Origin of the sequence: Nostoc sp. LPT (genome assembly GCF_017115165.1) — a bacterium.
In the GTDB taxonomy this organism is placed as follows: Bacteria; Cyanobacteriota; Cyanobacteriia; order Cyanobacteriales; family Nostocaceae; genus Nostoc.
The window spans coordinates 1-22,985 of the sequence record NZ_JABXKF010000180.1 but is presented as its reverse complement, the minus strand read 5'-3'; the positions used below and the strand labels follow the sequence as shown (position 1 = coordinate 22,985).

Annotated in this window: 17 protein-coding genes and 1 pseudogene; 13 read left to right on the top strand and 5 right to left on the bottom strand. The window is 41.4% G+C overall.

Annotation, left to right across the window (positions count from 1 at the left end; genetic code table 11):
* The first annotated feature begins 153 nt into the window (after positions 1-153).
* From HWQ58_RS35865 to HWQ58_RS35850, 4 genes are all read left to right on the top strand, one after another.
* Positions 154-1,047 carry a hypothetical protein gene (locus HWQ58_RS35865; RefSeq protein ID WP_292873278.1) on the top strand — a complete coding sequence of 298 codons (894 nt, stop codon included), beginning with the start codon at positions 154-156 and terminating at the stop codon, positions 1,045-1,047.
* A 12-nt stretch (positions 1,048-1,059) separates the two neighbouring features.
* Positions 1,060-2,037: an SDR family NAD(P)-dependent oxidoreductase gene (locus HWQ58_RS35860; protein ID WP_292873276.1), complete on the top strand. Its 978-nt coding sequence runs from the start codon at positions 1,060-1,062 to the stop codon at positions 2,035-2,037.
* Between the two features lie 98 nt (positions 2,038-2,135).
* A complete protein-coding gene (locus tag HWQ58_RS35855; RefSeq protein ID WP_292873274.1) occupies positions 2,136-4,475 on the top strand; it encodes a cation:proton antiporter in 2,340 nt (779 codons plus the stop codon).
* Between the two features lie 548 nt (positions 4,476-5,023).
* Entirely contained in the window at positions 5,024-6,817 is a 1,794-nt protein-coding gene (locus HWQ58_RS35850) for a diguanylate cyclase (protein WP_292873272.1), read from the top strand.
* A 120-nt stretch (positions 6,818-6,937) separates the two neighbouring features.
* On the opposite strand, the gene HWQ58_RS35845 is transcribed toward HWQ58_RS35850, so the two are convergent.
* On the bottom strand, positions 6,938-7,153 hold the full coding sequence (locus tag HWQ58_RS35845; protein ID WP_292873270.1) for an RNA chaperone Hfq: 216 nt from the start codon (positions 7,151-7,153) through the stop codon (positions 6,938-6,940).
* A 69-nt stretch (positions 7,154-7,222) separates the two neighbouring features.
* On the opposite strand from HWQ58_RS35845, the gene dapF reads away from it, so the two are divergent.
* Complete coding sequence (gene dapF, locus HWQ58_RS35840; RefSeq protein WP_292873268.1) at positions 7,223-8,062, top strand: diaminopimelate epimerase; 840 nt, start codon at positions 7,223-7,225, stop codon at positions 8,060-8,062.
* Here dapF and HWQ58_RS35835 read toward each other — a convergent pair.
* Together HWQ58_RS35835 and ada are read right to left on the bottom strand one after the other, a co-directional pair.
* Entirely contained in the window at positions 8,046-8,708 is a 663-nt protein-coding gene (locus HWQ58_RS35835) for a DNA-3-methyladenine glycosylase (protein WP_292873266.1), read from the bottom strand. The genes dapF and HWQ58_RS35835 overlap by 17 nt on opposite strands.
* Positions 8,692-9,771 (bottom strand): bifunctional DNA-binding transcriptional regulator/O6-methylguanine-DNA methyltransferase Ada, encoded by a 1,080-nt coding sequence (gene ada, locus HWQ58_RS35830; RefSeq protein ID WP_292873264.1) that lies wholly within the window; start codon positions 9,769-9,771, stop codon positions 8,692-8,694. Before ada ends, HWQ58_RS35835 begins: the two co-directional genes overlap by 17 nt.
* A gap of 58 nt (positions 9,772-9,829) precedes the next feature.
* Between ada and HWQ58_RS35825 the strand changes: the two genes are divergently transcribed.
* A complete protein-coding gene (locus tag HWQ58_RS35825; protein ID WP_292873262.1) occupies positions 9,830-10,345 on the top strand; it encodes a GNAT family protein in 516 nt (171 codons plus the stop codon).
* A gap of 130 nt (positions 10,346-10,475) precedes the next feature.
* On the opposite strand, the gene HWQ58_RS35820 is transcribed toward HWQ58_RS35825, so the two are convergent.
* Entirely contained in the window at positions 10,476-10,613 is a 138-nt protein-coding gene (locus tag HWQ58_RS35820; protein WP_292873260.1) for a hypothetical protein, read from the bottom strand.
* A 400-nt stretch (positions 10,614-11,013) separates the two neighbouring features.
* Between HWQ58_RS35820 and HWQ58_RS35815 the strand changes: the two genes are divergently transcribed.
* Positions 11,014-13,653: a PAS domain S-box protein gene (locus HWQ58_RS35815; protein WP_292873258.1), complete on the top strand. Its 2,640-nt coding sequence runs from the start codon at positions 11,014-11,016 to the stop codon at positions 13,651-13,653.
* Between the two features lie 288 nt (positions 13,654-13,941).
* Positions 13,942-15,702, top strand: a complete 1,761-nt coding sequence (locus HWQ58_RS35810) for an ATP-binding protein (protein WP_292873256.1) — start codon at positions 13,942-13,944, stop codon at positions 15,700-15,702.
* 71 nt (positions 15,703-15,773) lie between these two features.
* On the opposite strand, the pseudogene HWQ58_RS35805 reads toward HWQ58_RS35810, so the two are convergent.
* Positions 15,774-16,343, bottom strand: a pseudogene (locus HWQ58_RS35805) (Uma2 family endonuclease).
* Positions 16,344-16,805: 462 nt separating this feature from the next.
* Here HWQ58_RS35805 and HWQ58_RS35800 point away from each other — a divergent pair.
* From HWQ58_RS35800 to HWQ58_RS35780, 5 genes are all read left to right on the top strand, one after another.
* Positions 16,806-19,013 (top strand): hypothetical protein, encoded by a 2,208-nt coding sequence (locus HWQ58_RS35800; RefSeq protein ID WP_292873254.1) that lies wholly within the window; start codon positions 16,806-16,808, stop codon positions 19,011-19,013.
* Between the two features lie 238 nt (positions 19,014-19,251).
* Positions 19,252-19,698, top strand: a complete 447-nt coding sequence (ureE, locus tag HWQ58_RS35795; RefSeq protein ID WP_292873252.1) for an urease accessory protein UreE — start codon at positions 19,252-19,254, stop codon at positions 19,696-19,698.
* Positions 19,673-20,365, top strand: coding sequence for an urease accessory protein UreF (locus HWQ58_RS35790; RefSeq protein ID WP_292873250.1), 693 nt, complete (start codon positions 19,673-19,675; stop codon positions 20,363-20,365). The genes ureE and HWQ58_RS35790 overlap by 26 nt, the downstream gene beginning before the upstream one ends.
* Before the next feature lie 41 nt (positions 20,366-20,406).
* Complete coding sequence (gene ureG, locus HWQ58_RS35785) at positions 20,407-21,003, top strand: urease accessory protein UreG (protein ID WP_292873248.1); 597 nt, start codon at positions 20,407-20,409, stop codon at positions 21,001-21,003.
* A 185-nt stretch (positions 21,004-21,188) separates the two neighbouring features.
* Positions 21,189-22,985: a hypothetical protein gene (locus tag HWQ58_RS35780; protein ID WP_292873246.1), complete on the top strand. Its 1,797-nt coding sequence runs from the start codon at positions 21,189-21,191 to the stop codon at positions 22,983-22,985.

The window sequence follows — 22,985 nt, the reverse complement described above, 5'->3', positions numbered from 1 at the left end:
ATTTTTATACAGATAGAGTTAATTAAAAATATTAAGCACAATATTATCTTAGCCAAACATAAATATAAAATCAGATTCAATCTTTGAGTTGAACCCATATTTATATGGGATGGAACATTCACCCTATTGTTGGAAATCCACAGGATTATTTTAATGAAAAAATTAAAGACTCAAGTATTTTTAGGCTTGGCAGGTACATTTTTGGCAGTTGGATATTCCAGTTTGCTAGCTACAGAAATTCCCATACAGAGTACATCAAACCTCAGAAAATATTTATTAGCGCAATCAGAAAGCAACGCAAATGTCAATGAGTATCTGGATAAAAATAAACCCGAAAGTTATAAAGCTCTGAAAAGGCAGTTAGATACAGCGATTGAGGATGCAAAAAGACCAAGTGAAGATAAAGTAGTAAAAAATCTTTGGTCATTGTCAAAAACTAATCCTCAAGTAAAGTGGAGAGAAAATAACGGCAAAATTGAATATTTGATGGCGAGTTGGAAATATGTCAAAAACCCAAATGAAGATTGGAAAATAGGTACAAAAAAAAGCATAGAAGCACGGACTTGGTTAACAGCAGTTCCTCAAGTTAAAGAATTTTGTCAAAATTGTAAGGGTATCGGCATAAATATTCCCGGTAATATCATGCTTTCTCTGAGGTTACAGCAGTATTTAGGCTTAATTTTAAATAGAAATTCAAATAAGACACATTTTGTAGAAATGTGGGTGAAAGCTGAAGATTTAAGTAGACCATGTGTCGATCCAGAAATTAATGATTCTAGTTGTAATGTTTTTGATATACCGATTCCTGCTAGTTATCCGATTTTGCAAGAGATATACACAACTTCTTATGCAGTTGGTAGTCAAGAACATTATCCTTGGACAGGTTTAGGTTATACCTATGATTGGGGAAATCCAAAAAAACCTCGTGAAGGAGCTAGTGAGTTTCTGATCGACGGAACTAAAGAAAAACCGATAGAAGTAGAAGTTATTTCAGTCACAGCTACGAAAGAATATTGTAATAATCAATATTTAACGGTAAAAGATTAGAAATGAGCGCTCATGAAACACCTTGAAGGTAAAGTGGCTTTGGTAACAGGTGCTACGCGGGGAATTGGTAGGGGAATTGCTATTGGTCTTGGTGAAGCCGGCGCAACTGTATACATCACGGGTCGCAGCCTCAACAACTCTTCCAGTGATGGGGTTTCAGGTAGTCTTAGTGATACGAAATCAGCCATTGAGGAAGTCGGTGGTGTATGCATTCCCGTCCAAGTAGACCACAGCGACGATGAGCAGGTGCGTTTGCTTTTCGATCGCATTCAAGATGAACAGAATGGACAACTCGATCTACTGGTAAATAATGCTTACTCAGGAGTTCAGGCAGTAAAAGACGCTCAGGGGCAGCCCTTTTGGGATTCTGAACCAAGTCTTTGGGATGCTAGCAACAACGTTGGTCTTCGCAGCCACTATGTTGCGAGTGTTTTTGCGGCTCGGATGATGACTAAGCGTAACTCTGGACTCATTTGCACCATTTCCTCGTGGGGTAGTATGTTTTATCTCTTTGATATAGCTTATGGTGTTGGCAAAGCAGCTTGCGATCGCCTAGCTGCTAATATGGCTGTTGAGTTAAAACCCCATAACGTCGCTTCTGTTTCAATTTGGCCAGGTATTGTTGGTACTGAGCTTTTTTCCCGTTTTGCTTCTGAAATGAATCAAACCAATGCTACTGACCGGAAAAACTCATTCTTGAGCGATCGCTACAATTGGGAAACTCCCTTATTAACTGGACGAGCGATCGCTGCACTTGCTAGTGAACCAAATGTTATCCGCCGTACAGGACGTGTACAGATTGTTGCCGAACTGGCTAAGAAACATAATCTTGTAGATGAAAATGGCGATCGGCCCGCATCGCTACGCTCTCTGCGTTTTGTACTCCCGGCTGCATTGCCTGTACTGAGAAAGTACTCATGGCTCATACCCGATATAAAAATGCCGTGGTCACTGCTATTATTGAATGCCCTTGGTTCGCCTAAAATTTAATGCCCAATGCCCCATGCCCAATATCTAAACAAACTATCCTGGGATATATAAAACTTTGTATCCTGAATTAATAGGTCTTAATAGTTCTTTTAAAACTGGTGCAAGAAGATTTTCGGTTAATTGTTGATTTAGTTTTAGTTCTAGGCGTTGCAGCTTGTGGCGGACTATTCGCGGCACTTTTGCAACAACCCGTGCTGCTGGGGTATCTCATTGGCGGGATAGTCGTTGGGCCAACGGGACTGGGATTGATTAAAGAACTTATTCAAGTAGAGACTCTGGCACAGTTCGGGGTCGCCTTTTTGTTATTCGCCTTGGGTGTGGAATTTTCTTTTACGGAACTCAAGAAGGTAAAAGCGATCGCTCTTGGTGGAGGTGGACTCCAGATTGCTTTGACGATTTTGGTCACGGTTTTAATATGCGGGTTAAGCGGAGCCTGGGGAGCCTTACCTGCAAAGGGGATGTTTTTGGGGTGTATTCTCTCCTTGTCTTCCACAGCGGTTGTCCTTAAGTGCTTGATGGAGCGCAACGAAACAGAAACGCCCCACGGGCAAGTAATGCTAGGGATTTTGGTAGTCCAAGACTTGGCGCTGGGACTAATGTTAGCAGTCTTACCAGCCCTCAACCAACCAGCAGAAACTATTGGTATCGCCGTTTTAACAGCGCTAGCTTCGATTGGTTTATTTGCGGCTGGGGCAGTAGCTGCGGGGATTTGGCTGATACCGCCTTTGTTGCAACTGCTAGCCCGTACCGAAAGTAAAGAACTATTTTTATTAGGAGTTGTAGCCCTGTGTTTGGGTATTGCCCTATTGACAGAGCATTTGGGGCTGTCCATTGAGATGGGCGCATTTGTCGCGGGTTTGATGATTTCTGAGGTGGAGTACGCCGATCAAACCCTGACTTATGTAGAACCACTGCGAGATATCTTTGCCAGTTTATTTTTTGCCGCCATTGGGATGTTAATTGACCCAGTGTTTTTGTGGAACAACCTGGAATTGATTTTGGAATTGGTAGCAATAGTTTTCGTAGGTAAATTTTTGATTATCACCCCCCTAGTGAAACTGTTCCGCTATCCTTTGAAAACAGCCATAATCGCCGGTTTGGGATTGGCGCAAATTGGAGAATTTTCTTTTGTTCTCGCTAGCGAAGGGCAATCTTTGGGGCTAGTGTCCCGACAAATATACTTATTAATTTTGGGAACTACCGCAGTCACTCTCATGCTGACTCCCTTTGTCCTGCGGTTAGTGCCATTTTTATTTAACTTTGCCGAATCAATGCCTTGGTTGAAACCATACTTAGAAGAAGATGAGGTGCGGGATGTGTCGAAAGATTTGCCCTTTAAAGACCATGTAGTAGTTTGTGGCTATGGGCGAGTCGGCAAGAATTTGGTGAAGTTGTTGCAGCAACACGATCTACCTGTAGTGGTAATCGACCAATCGGAGAGTAGAATTCAGCAGTTGCGTGAGGCTGGGGTGTCTTATGTCTATGGCAATTGCGTGAGTTTACATGTTCTGGAAACCGCTGGGGTGAATCACGCCAAAGGAATGGCGATCGCACTCCCAGACCCCATGAGTACCCGTCTTTGCTTGAAACGCGCTTTGGAATTGCGCCCAGAATTAGATTTGGTTGTCCGTGCTACCCAAGATAAAAATATTGAGGTGCTGTATCAATTGGGAGCCAGAGAAGTTGTGCAACCAGAGTTTGAAGCCAGCTTAGAAATGGCAACCTATTTATTAACTGGCTTAGGCTTGTTGTCGCCACCTGTGGTACAACGAGAAATGCAGCAAATCCGCAACGATCATTACTTAGATTTGCGCCCAGAGCGTTCTGCAATTGAAGTTGCTCGTGATTTGCGCCAAGAAACCCGCGATTTAAATCAGCGCTGGTATCCTTTACCATCTAATTCGCCCTTAATTGGCATGAGTATAGAAGAGGCGGATATGCGCTATTTAACAGGAGTGAGTTTAATGGCAATTCGCCGCGTTAACGGCGATGAAATTGATTATCCCAATAATCAAACCAAATTGGCAGAAGGCGATCGCTTGCTGGTGGTGGGAGCAGATGAAGAACTAGCGGCTTTAGCAGAATTAGCTAAAGGACAAGCTGTTGTTCCTGGAGAAAATAGTGCTTGCCAGTGGGTTACAGTTAATGCAGATGCGCCAACACTAGGTAAAACCCTTAAAGATTTAGAGATCGGTAAGCAGTATGGAGTACAGGTACAGGCGATCCGGCGCGATGGTAAATTTATTCGCTATCCTGATGGCGGCATGGACTTGCGAATCAGCGACCAAGTATTATTATGTGGTGGCTTGACAGGTTTGAGTCAACTAGAACAGTTATTTGCGATCGCTAGTTCAGTACCTCTTTCGATCCCAATGGCGAAAGCTGGTAAGGCAGAAGCGCTCAAAGAGTTTTTACCTACGGATAGTGTGACTGATTAAGCTTTAAGACTCTGCAAGGTAAGCGGCTCAATATAGCGATCGCGCCTTTGAGGTGGTAGTGACTTGGCTATTTGAGGTGCTTTTTCATATTCTTCTAGGATAATATCGCTTTTGATAATGCAGATCGGTTTCGGTAACAGTCCATCCGTGAGAGCTTAAGAGGATGTTTGAAAAGTGGTTGTGGGGTAAGGCGACAAATCAAGCTTGAGAACTGACGATCTTTTGGCTTTGACTACTCTAAATTTTGATTCTCTTTTGCAGAAAAGTACTTAATGGGGTCATCTACTTGATTTTTGTCAATCGCAGAAGTTTTCGGTCTACTGAATTTGATTATCTTGTTTGATAATTGAATTTATCTAAGAATTTAGCTTTACTTTTTACAAATTTATTTTGTCTTTACAATACTTTTTCATCTCATATTTTCAGTTATCAGATACTTTGGCGATAATGATAATTACTGTACTGTATAATATTGTGCTTTATCCAAAATCCTTTGTGATGTGAGCAAGCTTTTTAAGACTTAACGTATTACTGAAACTATACTTATAATGTTGTACACAAGTTTACGTATTATTACGAAAGTATCTGCTAATCTACTCTGTAAGCTTTTAGGACAGCCTAGTGTTAGTAATTTAGAAACTCAACTCCACGATCAACAAGTTCAAATTCAGCAGCTCGAAAAGCAAGAAAGGGCGCTTTACCGAGTAATTAGCAAAATCCGAGCTTCTCTTGAGTTAGAAACAATTTTTCGTACAACCACTAAAGAAACTTGCAAGTTACTCCGCGTCGAGAGGATTGCTGTTTATCGTTTCTATGAAAACTGGGGTGGAGAATTTGTCAGCGACTTTGAGTTTGCAGAGACTGGATGGGATGATGTAGAGACATTAGGAAAAAATACAGTTTGGAATGACTCTTATCTACAAGAACATCAAGGTGGGCGGTATCGTAATAATGAAACTTTAGTTGTTTCAGATGTCTACGCAGCAGGCTTGTCTCAATGCCATTTAGAAATTTTAGAACAGTTCCATATTAGAGCTTATGCAACTGCATCAATTTTTGTTGGAAAAAAACTATGGGGAGTGCTTGCTGCTTATCAGCACTCACAGCCACATGAATGGAAAAAATTAGAAATTCAGTTTCTGTCTCAGATTGCAATACAGTTAGGATTTGCAGTTAAACAAGCAGAATTTTTAGCTCAAGCAGAACAAAAAGCAGCAGAACTGTATAAAGCGAATCAACAGCAGGATATTCTATTTAATTTAGTTGCTGAAATTCGTGAATCTCTGAATCTAGACACCTTGTTTAAGACTACTGTACGAGAAATTCGTAAGGCTCTCCGTAGCGATCGCGTCAGTATTTTTCAATTTGACCCGGAATTGAACTATACCTCTGGTAAATTTGTCTCTGAGAATGTATTGCCTGACTACGATTCTACGATCGCCATCAAGGTAAAGGATGATTGTTTTGCTGAACAATATGCAGTTGCTTATCACCAAGGGCGTATACAGGTAGTATCAGATATTTATCAAGCTGGGCTAAAGGATTGCCACATTCACCTGTTAGAGCAATTTCAAATCAAGGCACAAATTGTTGCACCTTTAATGAAAGGAAAAGCTTTATGGGGATTACTATGTGTTCATCAGTGCCATTGTTCACGCGAGTGGAAAAAGTCGGAAATTCAATTTATCCAACAGTTAGCCGCTCAGTTTAATGTAGCTTTAGAACATTCTGAATTATTAGAGCAATTTCGCTCTCAAGCTAATCAACTTGCTCAAGCAAACCATGCTTTAGAACTAGCAAATTCTCAGCTAGAAAAACTTAGTAAGCTAGATGCTCTAACCCAAGTCGCCAACCGTCATTGTTTCGATCAGTTTTTAGAGGAGGAATGGAATCAACTAAGACTAAATGGAAATTATTTATCTTTAATTATGTTTGATATTGACTATTTCAAGGATTATAACGATTCTTATGGACATCTAGCTGGGGATGAATGCTTAATACAAGTTGCTCGTGCAGCACAATCTGTATTAAAGCGTCCTACCGATCTACTAGCTCGTTATGGTGGTGAAGAATTTATTGTCATTTTGCCAAATATGAACGAATCAGGTGCGATTAAAGTAACTAAGTTGATTCAAAAATCTATTCAAGAATTAAAGATTCCCCATAAAAAAAAGAATAACTTACAATATTTTGTGACTGTCAGTTTAGGTGTTGCAATTCAAAGACCAACAGATAAAAGTTCAGCTCAAGACTTAATTAATGCAGCAGACAAAGCTTTGTATAAAGCTAAAGAACAAGGACGCAATAGGTGGGTTTGTGCTGCAAAAACCTCAGTCCAGTGACGAGGAATAGGGGTTCAAAAAGAGGCAGGGGAGCAGGGGGAGGTTCAGATGGGGATGGAAACCCTTGCTCCACTTCGTTTTGCGGCAGAACAGAAGGAGTATTCCCCCTGCTCCTCACTTTTAACTCACTTTCGGCTTAATGTAGGCGATCGCTTGTTTCCAAACGGTGTGCTGACTGTTTTCATCCGCAATACAGATACACTGTGGATCTTGCCATAAAACCTTTCCTGTGAGTACATTGCCAGTCAGCAGCTTTAACTCTACTGGCGTTGTTTGTTTAATCAGGTTTTGGACTTGTCTAATACTGGGTAAAGTGGTGTCAAATTCGGTAAGCATTTTTAGTAAAGATGAACCTACAAGGCAAAATAAAGAGTAACTAATCCTTGATAATTCATCCTTGAAGAAATGGCAATCGAATTTACTAAGTATCACGGTCTAGGCAACGACTTTATTTTGATTGACAATCGCTCATCATCTTTGCCTGTAGTGACTCCAGAGCAAGCCATCAAGTTGTGCGATCGCCACTTTGGCATCGGTGCTGATGGTGTAATTTTTGCCCTACCTGGAGAAAATGGCACTGACTATACCATGCGAATTTTTAATTCCGATGGTTCAGAACCAGAAATGTGTGGCAATGGCATTCGCTGTTTAGCTGGCTTTTTAGCAGACTTAGAAGGCGAATCCCGCAATCAAGACTCATATCGCATTCATACTTTGGGTGGTGTAATGACTCCCCAACTCTTATCTGATGGTCAAGTAAAAGTAGACATGGGTTTACCCAGGTTACTCGCTAGTGAAATTCCTACTACCCTTGCACCCGCCCAAGAAAAAGTAATTTCTCAGCCGTTAGAGGTAGCGGGGCAAACCTGGGATGTTACCTGTGTAAATATGGGAAATCCCCACTGCATTACTTTTGTGGAAGATGTCGCAGCAATTGAGTTAGAAACCATCGGCCCGAAATTTGAGCATCACCCAGTTTTTCCTCAACGCATAAATACCGAATTTATTCAAGTGGTACGCCGTGACTATTTGAAAATGCGGGTATGGGAACGGGGTGCTGGGATTACATTAGCTTGTGGGACTGGTGCTTGTGCTTCTTTAGTAGCTGGTGTGTTAACTGGGAAATGCGATCGCACCGCGACTGTAGAATTACCTGGTGGCCCCTTGCAAATTGAATGGTCAGAAATCGACCAACGGGTTTACATGACAGGCCCGGCTGAAAAGGTATTCACTGGGAAACTGTAACTGACTTAACAGTGGCATTACTCAAGTAGTAGTGCCATAGAAGTCTGGCAGCAACGGCTCGCCACGGACGCCAGTGCTGTGTCATTTCTTCTAGTTGTGCGGGTGTTGGGCGCGTTGCCAAGTTTTGGAGTTTTTGGAAAGCGATCGCGATCGCTAAATCGCCTTTGGGAAAGACATCAGGACGTTGCAGCGCCATTAGCAAATAAATATCAACTGTCCAGTCTCCGATACCTTTGAGACGCTTTAACTCAGTTCTGATAGTAGTTTCGTCCATTGTTTCCAGCTTAGTTAGGTCAAGCTGACCAGTTGCAACTGCCTGAGCCAATCCACGACAGTATAGAATCTTTTGCCGACTGAATCCAATTGCTCTTAATTGAGCATCATCTAATGTCAGAAAATTTTCTGGTGTTAGAGTAACAACAACTCCACATAGTCGGGTAAATACAGCCTTTGCAGCCGCTAAGGAAACTTGTTGTTCCAGAATGATGCACAGAAGCGTTGCAAAACCTGGTTCTCTTGACCATATTGGTGGAGGCCCCAGTGTCTCTAAAATTCGAGCCAAATCGTTGTCAAGATTGGCAAGCACCATTAAACCACGGGTTAAACTTTCTTCAGTCAGCGATTCTAATTCAGGTGTTTGAGTCATGTTTGTAAAATTTCGACTCTTGTGTAAGCAGTTTTTGTTTTCGCTCAATTCCCCAGTGATAACCACCAAGACTGCCATCACTCCGCAGCACCCGGTGACATGGTACAATCAGCGCGATCTGATTAGCACCACAAGCATTACCCACCGCGCGGACTGCTTGGGGTTTGGCAAGATGACGGGCGATATCGGCATAAGTGCGTGTTTCGCCATAGGGAATTTTTTGTAATGCTTGCCAAACTTGTTTCTGAAATGCTGTCCCACGGATATCAAGTGGTAAATCAAGATGTGCCTCGCCTCCTGCAATCAAGTCGAGGATTGCTTGTATCCAGTCTTTGTGTGTGCGATCGTCACGCACGATCTGCGCTTGGTGAAATTCCTGCTTCAAAATGTATTCAAGCTTGTCTGCTTCATCACCTAATTTTACGGCACAGATACCCTTCTCTGTTGTTGCCACAAGCAAATATCCTAGCGGACATGGAGCGATCGCATAGACAATGCTGATTGTCTTTCCAGCTTGTTGGTAAGTTTTTGGTGTCATTCCCAGTTGTTTAGGTGCTTTCTCATAAAGTTGACTACTTGAACCATACCCCGTGTCGTAAACGGCATCAGCAATTTCTTCCCCCGACTGGAGACGCTGTTTCAATCGCTGGCTACGCAGCGCATCTGCATATTGAAAAGGTGATACGCCAATTATTTGCTTAAATATTCTTTGCAGGTAGCTGGGACTCATTTCCACCTGAGAGCATAATTCCGAGAGGGTTGGAATGTGGTCAACTTGTGCTTCAATATATCGACACGCTGCTAAAATTTTGGCTGTATTTGGAACTATTTCAAATTGTGGCTGACAGCGCTTACAAGGTCGAAAATCTGCAATTTCAGCATCTTGTACCGACTGGAAGAAACAAACTTGATTGCGATTCGGTCTGCGACTAGGGCAAATAGGTCGGCAATAAATACCTGTAGAACGAACACCATAGAAAAACTTGCCTTCAAAAGTTGGATCTCGATTGAGAACTGCTTGCCAAAAGGTTTCTTCTAAGACTGGTGTTTGTTGTAATTGCATTGATGCCTCCTTCAATATATTTTTTATTAGTGATGATAATACGTTGTTCAGTGAGATAATGCACAATTTAAGTCTACGCAAAACACAAGAAGCCGATCTCGATTATGTTCTGCAAGTCGAGTATGATGACGATAATCGACAGTACATCATTCCTTGGTCATATCAACAGCATCTTCAAGCGATCGCTGATTCTGATATTGCTCATCTGATTGTGCAAACAGAAATAAAAATTGGTTACGTTATTTTGGCTGGGCTACTTAATTCAAATCAGAGTATTGAGTTTCGTCGCATTGCGATTGCCCAAAAGGGGCAAGGTTACGGTAAAGACACTGTTGAAATGATTAAGAAATTGGTGTTTGAGACACACAAAGCACATCGGTTGTGGCTGGATGTTAAAGAGCAAAATCATCGTGCTCAGGCTGTCTACAAAGCTGCTGGTTTTGTTGTAGAAGGAAAGCTACGCGAATGTCTAAAATCAGAAAATGGTTATAATTCCCTGATTATTATGTCCGTTTTACAACCTGAATATGAAATACTGGCTAGTGCAGCAAAAAATGGTGGGTTTTCCTCCTAACCTCTGTGGCTCGATTGAGGGTTCGCCAAACGTCCTCCTGCCTTTCTTGATAAAAAAGACCGAGCCTTCCCATAATACAGAAACTATCCACTCCTAAAAACGCATCGTTAATTTCTCCATGTTGGTAAATCTATTCATGTTCTAAATGAGAATAGATTAGCTGTATCGAAAAACTACTTTCTATCTGATTGTTGCGATCAAAGTCGGCTTGGTTTACTGCAACTAAGGCTAAACGATATGAAGTGCGGTGCCTGCGGTGTTCTGGCATAGCGAATTATCTTCAGAAAACCTCTGTGTCGGCAGTCGCTCATGGGGGAAACCCCCAAGACCGCGCTGCCTCACCTTTGCGCTAACCTCTGCGTCGGCAGTTGCTCATGGGGGAAACCCCCATAGCCCTTGGTGTCTCCCCGCAGGAGTTGACTGCGCTGCCTCACCTTTGCGTTGAAAAAAAGCTAGAATTTGGCGCAGCTTTACAGAGAAACGGTATTAGTGTTCAGAAAAGGATGAAACCTTTGCCTGAAAGTGACTCAGCCCTCCTGAACTGATTCGGTCTTTGACAAATGGTTCACCCGATTGGGTGAATGCGATCGCAGCATCCAGAACTACTCTGAAAGTAGAGCCACTTTTTTTGTTGTGAGCGATCGCGCTGACAGCTAAAAACTTTTACAATGGCTATGATTACCTTGAATATTATGCCAATTGCTTATATATCAAAGGGTCTAAGAGTGGATGAAATTGTCAAATCACTGCATAAACCAGATTTTCTACCAGAGAAGATCCCTCTGTTGGAAGCAATTGCTGCCAATTTACCAGGGATGATTTTCCAAATTCTGCAACGGCAGGATGGTTCTATATTTATCCCTTATATTAGTTCTGGTTGTAAATATTTGTATGAATTAGAACCAGAAGCTGTACAGGCAGACTTTCAAGTGTTATACAAACTGATTCATCCACAGGATATAAAAGCTTTTACAGAATCTATTGCTGTTTGTCGTACTAGTTTTACACCTTGGCATTGGGAAGGTCGGATTGTTACACCTAGTGGCAAACTTAAATGGATTCAAGGTACTTTACAACCCGAATTACAAGCAGCAGGCGATTTTCTTTGGCATGGCTTGATTATAGATATTACAGACAGAAAACAAGCCCAAGAAAAATTGCAAGAAAGTGAGGCACGGTATAAAGCAATTTTAGATGCTATCCCCGATTTGATGTTTCGCATTAGCCGTGATGGCGAGTATCTAGATTTGAAAAGTGAGGGCGCAAATATCACTCTATCGAGAGAAGAAATCGTTGGAAAAAACTTGCAAGAGTTATTGCCGAGTGATGTTGCAGCCATTAGCCAAGTAGCGATCGCTAAAACTTTAGATTCTGGAATTTTGCAAACTTGTGAATATCAGCTACCAACATCTTTGGGAATCAGAGATTATGAGGCGCGGTTGGTAGTTAGTGGTACAGATGAGGTACTAGCAATTGTCCGAGATATCACAGATCGCAAACAAGGAGAAGTCGCCTTACAAAATCTTGCTCAAAAATTTGCTAAAGCTTTTAGTTGCAGCCCCGATTCAATTACGATTAGCACGCTGCAAGAAGGACGCTTTATTGAAGTTAACGACAGTTTTGTGAATTTTTCAGGTTATGGGCGAGATGAGGCAATTGGTAAAACTTCTTTTGAGTTAAATCTTTGGTTACACGATCGCGATCGCCTAAACTTAGTGCAAGAGTTGCAAAGCACAGGAGTCGCTCGTAACTTAGAAGTTGAATTTCGGCAAAAATCTGGTGAGATAATTACAACGCTGCTTTCAGCCGAAGTCATTGATTTGGATGGTGTTCCTGCCATTTTAGCAGTGCATCACGACATTACAGAACGCAAACAGGTAGAAGCACAATTACGCTTTTGTGCCCAACGCGATCGCTTGTTGGCAGAAACCCTAGTGCGAATTCGGTCTTCGCTTAATTTAGAACAAATTCTTCAAACCACCGTCACGGAAGTCAGGCAATTTCTCCAAGCAGATCGAGTTTTTATTGGTTTAAATAATGCCAATTTAGGAGTCAGAACTCTTGCTGAATCAGTAGATCCCAAATACCCATCAGTTTCAGGTTGGTCTACTAATGATGAAGCTTATTTACAAGAATTACGAAATTTACTAAAAGATAATCTTGTGCGTGTCGTTGAAGACGTAACGCAAATGACAGTATCTCCCAAAGTAAAAGCGCACTTTCAAAAATTCCAAACGAGGGCGACTTTAACTGTACCAATTATGCTAGGTAATGAATTATTTGGTGCATTAATTGCCAATCAATGCTCAGGTTCGCGTCATTGGCAGCCAATAGAAATTGATTTGTTACAGCAAATGTCAGAACAGGTAGCGATCGCGATTCAACAAAGTCAGATATGCCAAAAGCTAGCAGAACTCAACACTAATTTAGAACACCAAGTACAAGAACGAACAGCACAGTTGCAGCAGAAAATGCAAGAAGTTGAAAAACTGCATCGCGTCAAAGATGTTGTTTTGCACACAGTTGCCCACGATTTACGAACTTCCGTGATGGGTAACTTGATGGTGTTAAAGAATTTGTTAAATCAGGGAGTGGGTACAGACGCGATTAATCGCCTCTGTACTGGGGAAGAAGTAGGGGAGCAGGGGGCAGGGGGCAAGGGGGAAAATACAAAATTACCTCTTTCCCATGCCCAATCCCCCATGCCCCATGCCCAATCTCCTATTCCAGTATCTCGCTCAATCATCGAGCGAATGATTCAGGGCAACGATCGCCAACTAACAATGATTAACTCATTGCTAGAAATTAATTCCTGTGAAAAACAGGGTATTGAGATCAAAATCGAACCTGTGCAATTTAGCACCCTGCTGGGAGGAACATTAGTCCAGTTGGAACCCATGCTGACACAAAATCAAGCGACTTTGAAGAACTTGGTTGCCGCAGACTTACCGTTAGTAATGGCAGATGGGACTCGATTGCAGAAAGTTTTGGTAAATTTAATCACACATAGCTTGCAGAATAATCCACCAGGATTAAATTTTACTGTGAGTGCCACCATTGAGGGCGGAATGATTCGCACTCAGATTCAAGATGACGGTGTGGGAATGAGTAAAGTAGAGTGCGATCGCCTTTTCGATCTCCATGTCCGCGATCCTCAAGATTGCTGCTCTACAAGCATTGGCTTAAAAATGTATCTTTGTCGGAAAGTTATTAAGGCGCATGGTGGCGAAATCGGTGTTATGAGTAACCGCAAGCGTGGATTAACTTTCTGGTTTACACTACCTCTGTTGACCAAGAAAGGGGTGTAGGGGTATAGGGGTGTAAGGGTGTAGGGTCAAACAGAGGATCATTCTTTGTTGTACACCCCACAATAGGAGCTATTTGGGTTCAGAGCCAACACCAAATTTACTTGTTTTGTGGTATTTAATTAGTAGTGGGTTCAGAGCCAATACTAATTATTTCCCCTACACCCCTATACCCTTACACTCTTACATCCCTAGTTTTTGACTTCATCCGCAACAAATCGCCCATAAATCACCAAAAAATGAGAGGGTGTTATTTATGGCAATGTTGAGTAAAGGAAACACCCTCAAGGTATGGGCAAAGTTGCTCGGATGCTAATGGCTACTCCATTTACAACAGTGCAAAGCTGGTGGAGAAAAACTTTTTCTGCACCAACAGATGGAATCACTACTCTTTACAGAGCTTGGCGTAACCGTTTTTTGTGGCAAAGATTACGTTTATGGTTATGGCTGGCGCTGATCTGTCTGTTGTCTTTTACTTTGCGAGACATTTACAGCTTGTTTTTTCCTTTTGCAGAGTTGCAGCAGCTGCCAGAAGTACTTAGAACTCAACGCATTGTAATTAATGTTGCAATGCTTGCAACATTAATTATTTGCTTTGCCTTACATAAAACTAAATTAGGTCGTCATCGTCCAGATTTATTATTTTTAGGGTCTTCTTGGTCAATTAGTTTAGCGTCGCAGTTGTTTGCAACCATCAGAGGTTTCGCACTACCCGATACCATTGGTTGGTCGCTGTTGTTCTTGAGCCAAGCTGTGTTGATGCCTGTTTGCTGGATTCTTCACTTGCTGACTCAAGTAAGTGTGCTGATTTACTATTTTGGTGTGAATACAGCACTTGGGCTAAAAACACCAATCCCCGATCACCCAGGAATATATAATGTAACGTTCATTTTATACATTTTTTGGTTTTGTACTATATGTGACATCGGTGTCTATCTGTACGATCGCCTACAACGTTCTGAATTTTTCGCCCGTCAAGAACTGGAATCTGCCTACCAAAAACTCAAGGTTGCTGAAGCTAAATATCGCAGCATTTTTGAAAACGCCGTTGAAGGGATTTTTCAAAGCAGTCCCGATGGACGTTACATTACGGCAAATCCTGCTTTAGCGAGGATTTATGGCTACTCCTTAGTAGACGAGGTGACAGCAAATTTCACTGATATTGAACAATTGTACGTTGATCCGAACCGTCGGGCAGAATTTGTGCGCTTGATGGAAAAGTATGGCAGTGTTTCCGAGTTCGAGTCCCAAATTTATCGCCAAGACGGGAGTATTGTCTGGATTTCAGAAAAAGCCTACGCAGTCCGTGACGAAGAGGGAAAACTGCTTTACTACGAAGGTTTGATTGAAGACATTACCCAGCGCAAGCAAACTGAAGAAGAACTACGAGTATTTTTCCATGCCGTTTCCCACGACTTACGCAACCCAGTGCTGGGTACTTTAATGGTACTGAAGAATTTGCTTGCCCGTTCAGAGGAAAATATTGCGATTTCCCGCTCAATTTTAGAGCGGATGATTCAAAGTAGCGATCGCCAACTGAACTTAATTAATTCATTAATGGAAACTCATATCAGCGAGGTGCAAGGTGTTGTTTTACAACGTCAAACCGTACAATTACTGACAGTTGTCGAAGCTGCGATCGCTGATTTAGAGCCATTACTAGCACAAAATCAAGCCAAGCTGACAAATTTGGTATCCGCAGATTTGCCATTAGTGAATGCCGATCCCACGCAACTATGGCGAGTTTTTTCTAACTTAATCGTCAACGCTCTCAAACATAATCCCCCGGAATTGCTTTTAACAATCAATGCTACCCGTAAGGATGAGATGATTTATTGTACTGTTAGTGATAATGGTGTGGGAATTAGTCAACAACAAAGCGAGCGGCTTTTTGACCTTTACTTTCGGGGTGCTAATATCGGCAATTCTGTAAGTTTGGGATTAGGATTGTATCTGTGTAAGCAAATCATCCATGCTCACGGCGGCGAAATCGGTGTAAACAGTGCATTGGATGCAGGGGCAACTTTCTGGTTTACATTGCCTATTAGCTGACTAGGAGGCAGCACCTGAGTGACCTACCAAATCTAGCAGTTAGGTTTCCATAAATATTTTCAAATTTGCGATTATTCAGGAAAAAATAAACCGATAGAACAACAAAATCCGGGTAAAAGTGGCGATGTTATTTCATCATCGTCTAACAAAGTAGCAACTAAAACCAACTGTGCTTTTTCTCGTCGATAAACTTCAACTTGTTTAGTAAAGCGATCAACAATCCAATACTCACGCACGCCTTGAACTGAATAAAGTTTCAGTTTTGCTTCTTTGTCTCGAAATTCGTTTTGTTTACCAGGCGATAAAACCTCTATTACTAACTCTGGTGCGCCTGTCAAATGTCCCGCTTCATCTTCAATTTATGCCAGTCGTTCTCGACTTACCCAAACTACATCCGGTATAACGCTATCTGCTTGCGAAAAAATCACTCTTGGAGCCACAATTGTTGCCCCTAAACCACTCGAATCTGACCAAACATCGAGTTGTCGGAATATTTTGCCACAAACTTGTTGATGACGGCGGTGAGGAGTGCGAGTTACAAAGAGTTCTCCATTAATAATTTCATAGCGCGTCCACTCATTTTCGGGTAGAACCTCTAAATCGTGAATTGTCCAGCGTACTCCCTCAATGGCTTGGTTCATGATTGTCCCCGTTTGGCTCGTTGCCTTTCTTTGTTTGATTTTATCTAATTGAAAGGTGTTTATGTCGATGGCTTACAACTGGGAACCAATTTGTTTTATGTAGTCGTGTTCAAAACTTAACTTATCCGCAATTACTGCGTAGGTGTGTCCTAAGCAACTTTTCCAAAAGACTACAGATTGGACATCATTGAGATTTTGCCCATATTGCGTAGAGCATAAAAGTATATCAATGAGTTTTAAGTTTTTATGAGAACATTACGCAAAATTTACAATTATTTTCTGAAAAAACTCACTTTTTCTCACCGACAGGGCAATCGGAAGTAGGTTATTAATATAGTTCAACAACAGGCTTAATTCTTTACCTGTGAATATTAAAAAAAAGTAATTTATATTTTCTTAACAGAAAAATAATCACAAAGTTTAGAATTTAGTTACAAGACAATAACAAGTTGAGGTTTAAATATGAAAAACTTTATCTGGTTTTTGCCAGTGCTAGCAGTTCTATCAACATGGCTACTAAGTTCCGATGCTGTCTGGAAATATCTTTTTTTCCTGCGCCTGCCTATTTTGATGGGTTTATTTCTTCTGCTTCTTCCTAAACTTGCCAAAGATTGGCTGCCAGCCATGTTGAAGAATCTATTTGTACTTCGCACCAAGTGGCAACTAGCAGTCATAATTATGAGCGCAGTTGGAGCAGGAACGTCAGTAATTTCAGTTGCAGCTATCATTTTGGATAACGCACCATCTCGCTTTTCTGTACCACTAACAATAGAAATTCCTGAATTTTGGCAATATGGAATAGCTATTGCCTTAAGTTTATACATTTCCATTATTGCAATTCAACTGTCCCAAGAGAAGCTGAAACCTTACGAAATACAGTGGGGAAAATTTGTAGGTGCAGGATTGGGCATTGGGCTACTATTTTTTGTTAGTTTTATCAGGCAATGGTTAAGCTCAAATGCTTTCTTAAAAAAGACACTTGTTGATATCTTTTATTTCGTAACAAAACATCATACATTAGGCTATATTAATCCTGATGGTGAATTGAGTGCTGGGCATCTGACAGCGATCGCTTATTTGATAATTGCAGTAGTTATCTACATTACGGTTGGTTTGCTTTTTAAGCCAGAATCAAAAACAGAGCGACCTGAAGCACCTGCACTCCTATATGTGCTACTTATCATATCGATGGTGACACTTTTCTATGGAGGTGCAACATTCTATTTTGATTACTTCCGTATTCCTGTACTAGTTATCTTTATTAGTTTCTCAGTAGTTAGTTATGTTGCATTTGATGTAAATCACTCGTTTCAAGTCAAAAAATTTGAGGATAGTGAAGACAATAAAAAAGTTGATAGCGATTCAAATAACTTCCAAAAAATCCTAGAAAAGCGTCTCAAACATCAAGATGGAAAACGAACTTTAGTAATTATTTGTGCTAGTGGTGGCGGAATTCAAGCAGCAGGATGGACAGTGCAAGTGTTAAGTGGTCTCCAGGAATTATTAGGAAAGTCATTTACCAAAGCAATTGGCTTGATTAGTGCTGTCTCAGGCGGTTCAGTAGGAACAATGTACTATCTAGATCGCTTTAATAAAGATGGCTTTTTAGAAGAGAGCGAACAGGAAATATCTAACAAAACCAAAACCAAAGTAACAGCTAGTTTTTATGCTGCTACTAAAGATAGTTTAGATGCCGTTGGTTGGGGTCTAGTTTATTGGGACTTATGGCGATTCATAGGACTTCCATTTATTGTTCCTCGAGAGTGTGATCGTGGTACAGCAGTTGAGACAGACTGGCAGGGAGAAATGAAGGATAAAGATACGAAGAAAATAAAAACCTTTGGAACCTGGCGAAAACAGATTTTTGATGGCGAAATTCCTATTCCTGTATTCAATGCCACTTTAGTCGAAAATGGCTGGCGGTTTCTGATGACTCCGGTAACATTTTACAAGAAGGATCCTGAGAAAAAGTATCCTGAGAAAAAGTATAGAGACTTTAATACTCTTTTTAAAGACTATGATATGAATGTTGTAACGGCTGCAAGACTATCAGCAACTTTTCCCTATGTCTCTCCTATCTGTCGCAGCAGTGTAGACATCCCAAATCAGCAGAATTATCACGTTGCTGATGGGGGCTATTTTGATAACTCTGGCTTTGTAACGGTAGCCGAATGGCTGGATGAACACCTTAATGAATGGTCAGATCCTAAAAATAATTTAAATATAAAACGAGTCCTGATATTGCAAATCAATCCTTTTCCCTCCGAACCTGCTTCAACCAAAAACGTGCAGGGGAATGGAGGCTGGTTTATGGCGACTTTAGGGTCATTACTGGCAATGTTCAAGGTACGCGATCCGGTTTTGGCGTCTCGAAATGCAAAGGAAGCAGATTTACTGGTGAAAAAATGGGAGAACAAGGTACATATACAATACTTTCCCATTTTCTTCCCCTCGGAATCTGAAATACCTCCAGAATTTGCAGTATCTGAATTTTATAAAGATGGTCGGTATCGTCCGCCTTTATCCTGGAGGTTAACTGATAGAGAGAAGCAAGCTATTCAAGATGGTTGGGAGGCAATAAAAACAAAAGAGAACATTCAAAAAATTAAACAACTGTGGCACGAAACTTGGAAGATGCCAGATTCCACAGACCGTACACCAGAAGATTAACCACTTGCTTCTCCTGTGGATAGTTAAGAGCAGGAGTACGAGCATCACTCAAAGGGTTACAGGTGATAGGGAATGGGAAGCTGCTAATTGGTGTTCACACTAGAATCATAATAGACATCTGGTAAAAATGAATGTAGAGACGTAGCACTGCTACGTCTCTACAAAGGTTCTGGATAATGCATATTTAATTAATTTTTGGAGATGTCTAATGAAAAGCGGAAGTTCAGGCGAAACTCTTATGCTGACATTTAACCAACTTAAACCACCTAATCGCGATACCGCAGTCACTTTTACTCTGGCGCTAACAGCAGAAGAACGTACCCGCAGTCGTCATCGCTTTGAAACGGAAGATGGTAAGGTTGTGTTTTTACATTTACCTAGAGGAACTGTCTTACACGATGGCGACATTCTGCAAGAAGAAACCCACAATAGTTCAATCAGAATTACTGCCAAACCAGAACTAGTGCTGACTGCCTTTGCCCAAACACCACTTTTATTACTACGGGCGGCATACCATCTGGGAAATCGCCATGTACCTGTAGAAATTACTCCGACTTATTTACGCTTGTCTTCAGATTCGGTTTTACACACGATGTTGGAACAACTGGGGTTAGAAGTTAAAGAGGAAATTTTACCGTTTGAGCCAGAATTAGGAGCTTATGGACAACACCATCATGCTCACTGACAGCCATCTTTTGAGTATTTTGCAACTGGCTAGCCCCGCTTTGCCTGTGGGAGCATATAGTTATTCTGAAGGTTTGGAAATGCTGGTGGAAAATGGTACCATTGTCAACCCTCTACATCTCAAAGATTGGCTAAAAGCAGAGTTGCTCTACGGGGCAATTCGGTTAGAGGCGGGGGTGATGGTACGATCGCAGCAATCTGCAAAAATGGGTGATATTGAGTCGCTATGCCGTTGGAATCTGTGGTTATCGGCTGCTAGAGAAACAGAAGAATTACGCGCCTCTAGTTGGCAGATGGGGCGATCGCTCATCCAATTACTTGCTAAATTAGAACCGCAGATTATACCTATTGCCAATACTGTAGGTAATCCTTGCAATTATGCGATCGCTTTTGGCATTGCCATTGCCCATTGGCAAATCAGTATCAAAGCCGCATTACTTGGATATCTGCACAGTTGGGCAAGTAATTTGATTACTGCTGGCGTGAAACTTATCCCCCTTGGACAAACAGCAGGACAGCAGTTATTGCTAGATTTGCAACCATTACTCAGTGCTGCGGCATTAGAAATTCTCGCATTAGAGGACGATCAACTCGCCTGTTGTAGTTGGGGTTTGTCGCTAGCGAGTATGCAGCATGAAACGCAGTATACAAGGTTGTTTAGGAGTTAGGACAGACGCGATTAATCGCGTCTGTACAGGAGTGAGAAGTTATGAATGCATTTAGAGTGGGGGTTGCTGGGCCAGTGGGTTCAGGGAAGACGGCTTTGGTGGATGCTTTGTGTAAGGGGTTACGTGAGCAGTATCAGATTGCGGTGGTGACAAATGATATTTATACTCAGGAGGATGCTCAGTTTTTAGTGCGTTCTCAAGCGTTGGCAAGCGATCGCATTTTGGGTGTAGAAACTGGTGGTTGTCCTCACACTGCCATCCGCGAAGATGCTTCGATGAATTTGGCGGCAATTGAACAGTTAGAGGAACGTTTTCTCGATTTGGATTTAGTTTTTTTGGAAAGTGGCGGTGATAATTTAGCTGCTACTTTTAGTCCAGAATTGGTGGATTTAACGATTTACGTCATCGATGTTGCGGCTGGTGATAAAATTCCCCGCAAAGGTGGCCCCGGCATTACTAAGTCTGATTTGTTGGTAATTAACAAAACTGACCTTGCACCCTACGTTGGTGCAGATTTAAGTGTGATGGAACGAGATGCTAAAAAAATGCGCGGCGAGAAACCTTTTATTTTTACTAATTTGAAAACTCAGTCTGGACTTGCAGATGTAATTAACTTTGTTTGCACAAATATCTGTTAAAAAAAATGAGCAGGAGTCTGAATTGAGCAAAAATGCTTCGCTTCTCTATTTTTCTATACCTGGTTTTGCTTGGTATCAACGTAAATACCGCCGTCTTGTCGTCAGATGAGAACGTCAAAAGCTTAGGACTTACGCACTGTACAATTAGATGTATCTATTGAGAGTATTGACGAAAAGGGGTAAATATGTATAACCGCCAACTTTCTTTTTTGCTGAGTCTGGGTGCTATTGCTGTACTTGGAGGTGATTTGTCTGCTCAAGCTCAAAAACCTACTACTTTTCCTAATCAAACAATGCCAATGGCAGAAAATAGAAAAGGTAAAGGAAGTCAAAGTATAAAGTTATATTACGTTCATAATGTAGACGCTTTAAAGGAACTACTAAATAATGTAAACAAAAACGAAAAATGGGGTCTTACAATAGGTACATCTACTGAAGCTAATACTGATAATGAGATCATTCTCTATGGTTCAAAAGAAGCAAGAAACTCTGCGTACCGATTGATTGCTGGAATTGATCTTCCCCGTCCCGGTATCAAGATGGAGATGTGGGGAATCCAGATTTCCAGCAATAATCCCGAGAAATTAGCTGAAGTAATGTCGAAAGTACGCCAGGAAATTAATCAAACTCAACAGTTAGTGCGAGAAACGTATGCTCTAGTTGAGCAATACGCAAAAGAGAAAATAGATGAAAAGGACTTTGATCCTCAGTTCAAAAAACTTATTGATAATCTAGGGTATAAATCAGCCCTGAGTAAAAATCGCCCTCTATCTCTGACGGATATAGTCCTACGCTTGGTGGCTGCGGAAACCAAACATAACGATAAAACCAAAGAAATAGCTAATGAACTTACGCAGTTTGTTCAAGATGATCCCCGCTATGAAGACTATTTAAAAGTTTTAAGAAAGCAAAGAAGACAGCCACTCGAAAGGTTTTTTTCTACTCGTGGTCTGAAGCCAATGTGCAGAGATGAAAAGGAGACAAAAAATGCCTATCATGACTATTGGAACACAGATTTTGAAGACTACTACGCCCAGGTAAGTCGCGCTACACTACTTGATTTTGCGCTACAGTATGCCCATTTTATTGATGAACCAGATCAGTTTAGCCCTTACGATCTGCAACAATCAGCCGATGTCTTTAATAATCGCTTACAAGATACTGTTGATGCGTTAAACCAAGATATAGAAGATTTTTTTGTTATCCCTACTTTGAGGAAAATCCAAGATATTGTGAGTGAATTCAAGGACGTGGAATATGCACAGGTGGGAAGAACCAATGTATCTAGTCTGAGTGGGATAGAAACAAAGGTGAGTTCGGATTCGATTAGTGCCTTCGATGTGACTCCACCGTTGAAGCTTTCAGATTTGCTCACAAATGCTCAACAGCTCACAGGGCAGGTCAATAATTTTAAGCCATCGGTTGGCTCTCTGCCTGTGGCGCAGGTTATTGGCCTAGTTGCTGCCCTCCAACAGCAAAACGCTGTATTTCGTGAGCTGAAAACTGGGGTTTCATTGACGGTAACTCCTAATGTGTTACGAAATATGAATTCTGCTGAACTCAACATTGATTTGATTATCGTTGATCCATTGGCTACTGGTACAGAACAGAACAGATCACAAGAGCCACTATCACGTATCGGTAAACAGGAGGTGACAACTAATGTTTACACCAAGCCCGTGGATTTTTTCGCTCTTTCAACATTCTCTAACCAAAGTACATTAAATGGGGGACGTGCTTACGTACCTATTATCGGCACGGTGTGGAAGGGGATTTTTGGTGATGTGCCGGTGTTAGGCGATTTGTTTAGTTGGAAAAAAGGTCCTAAAAAGGTTCTTCACGAGAGTCTGCTGTTGACTAACTCCTTCATTACACCTACAGCGATGGGAATGGGTTTGCTCTATCCATCAGACAGGGACAACCCTTTATATCATGTCCGGATAATCGCTTACGATAAAAGTAGTGAGTGCAAAGATGAGTAA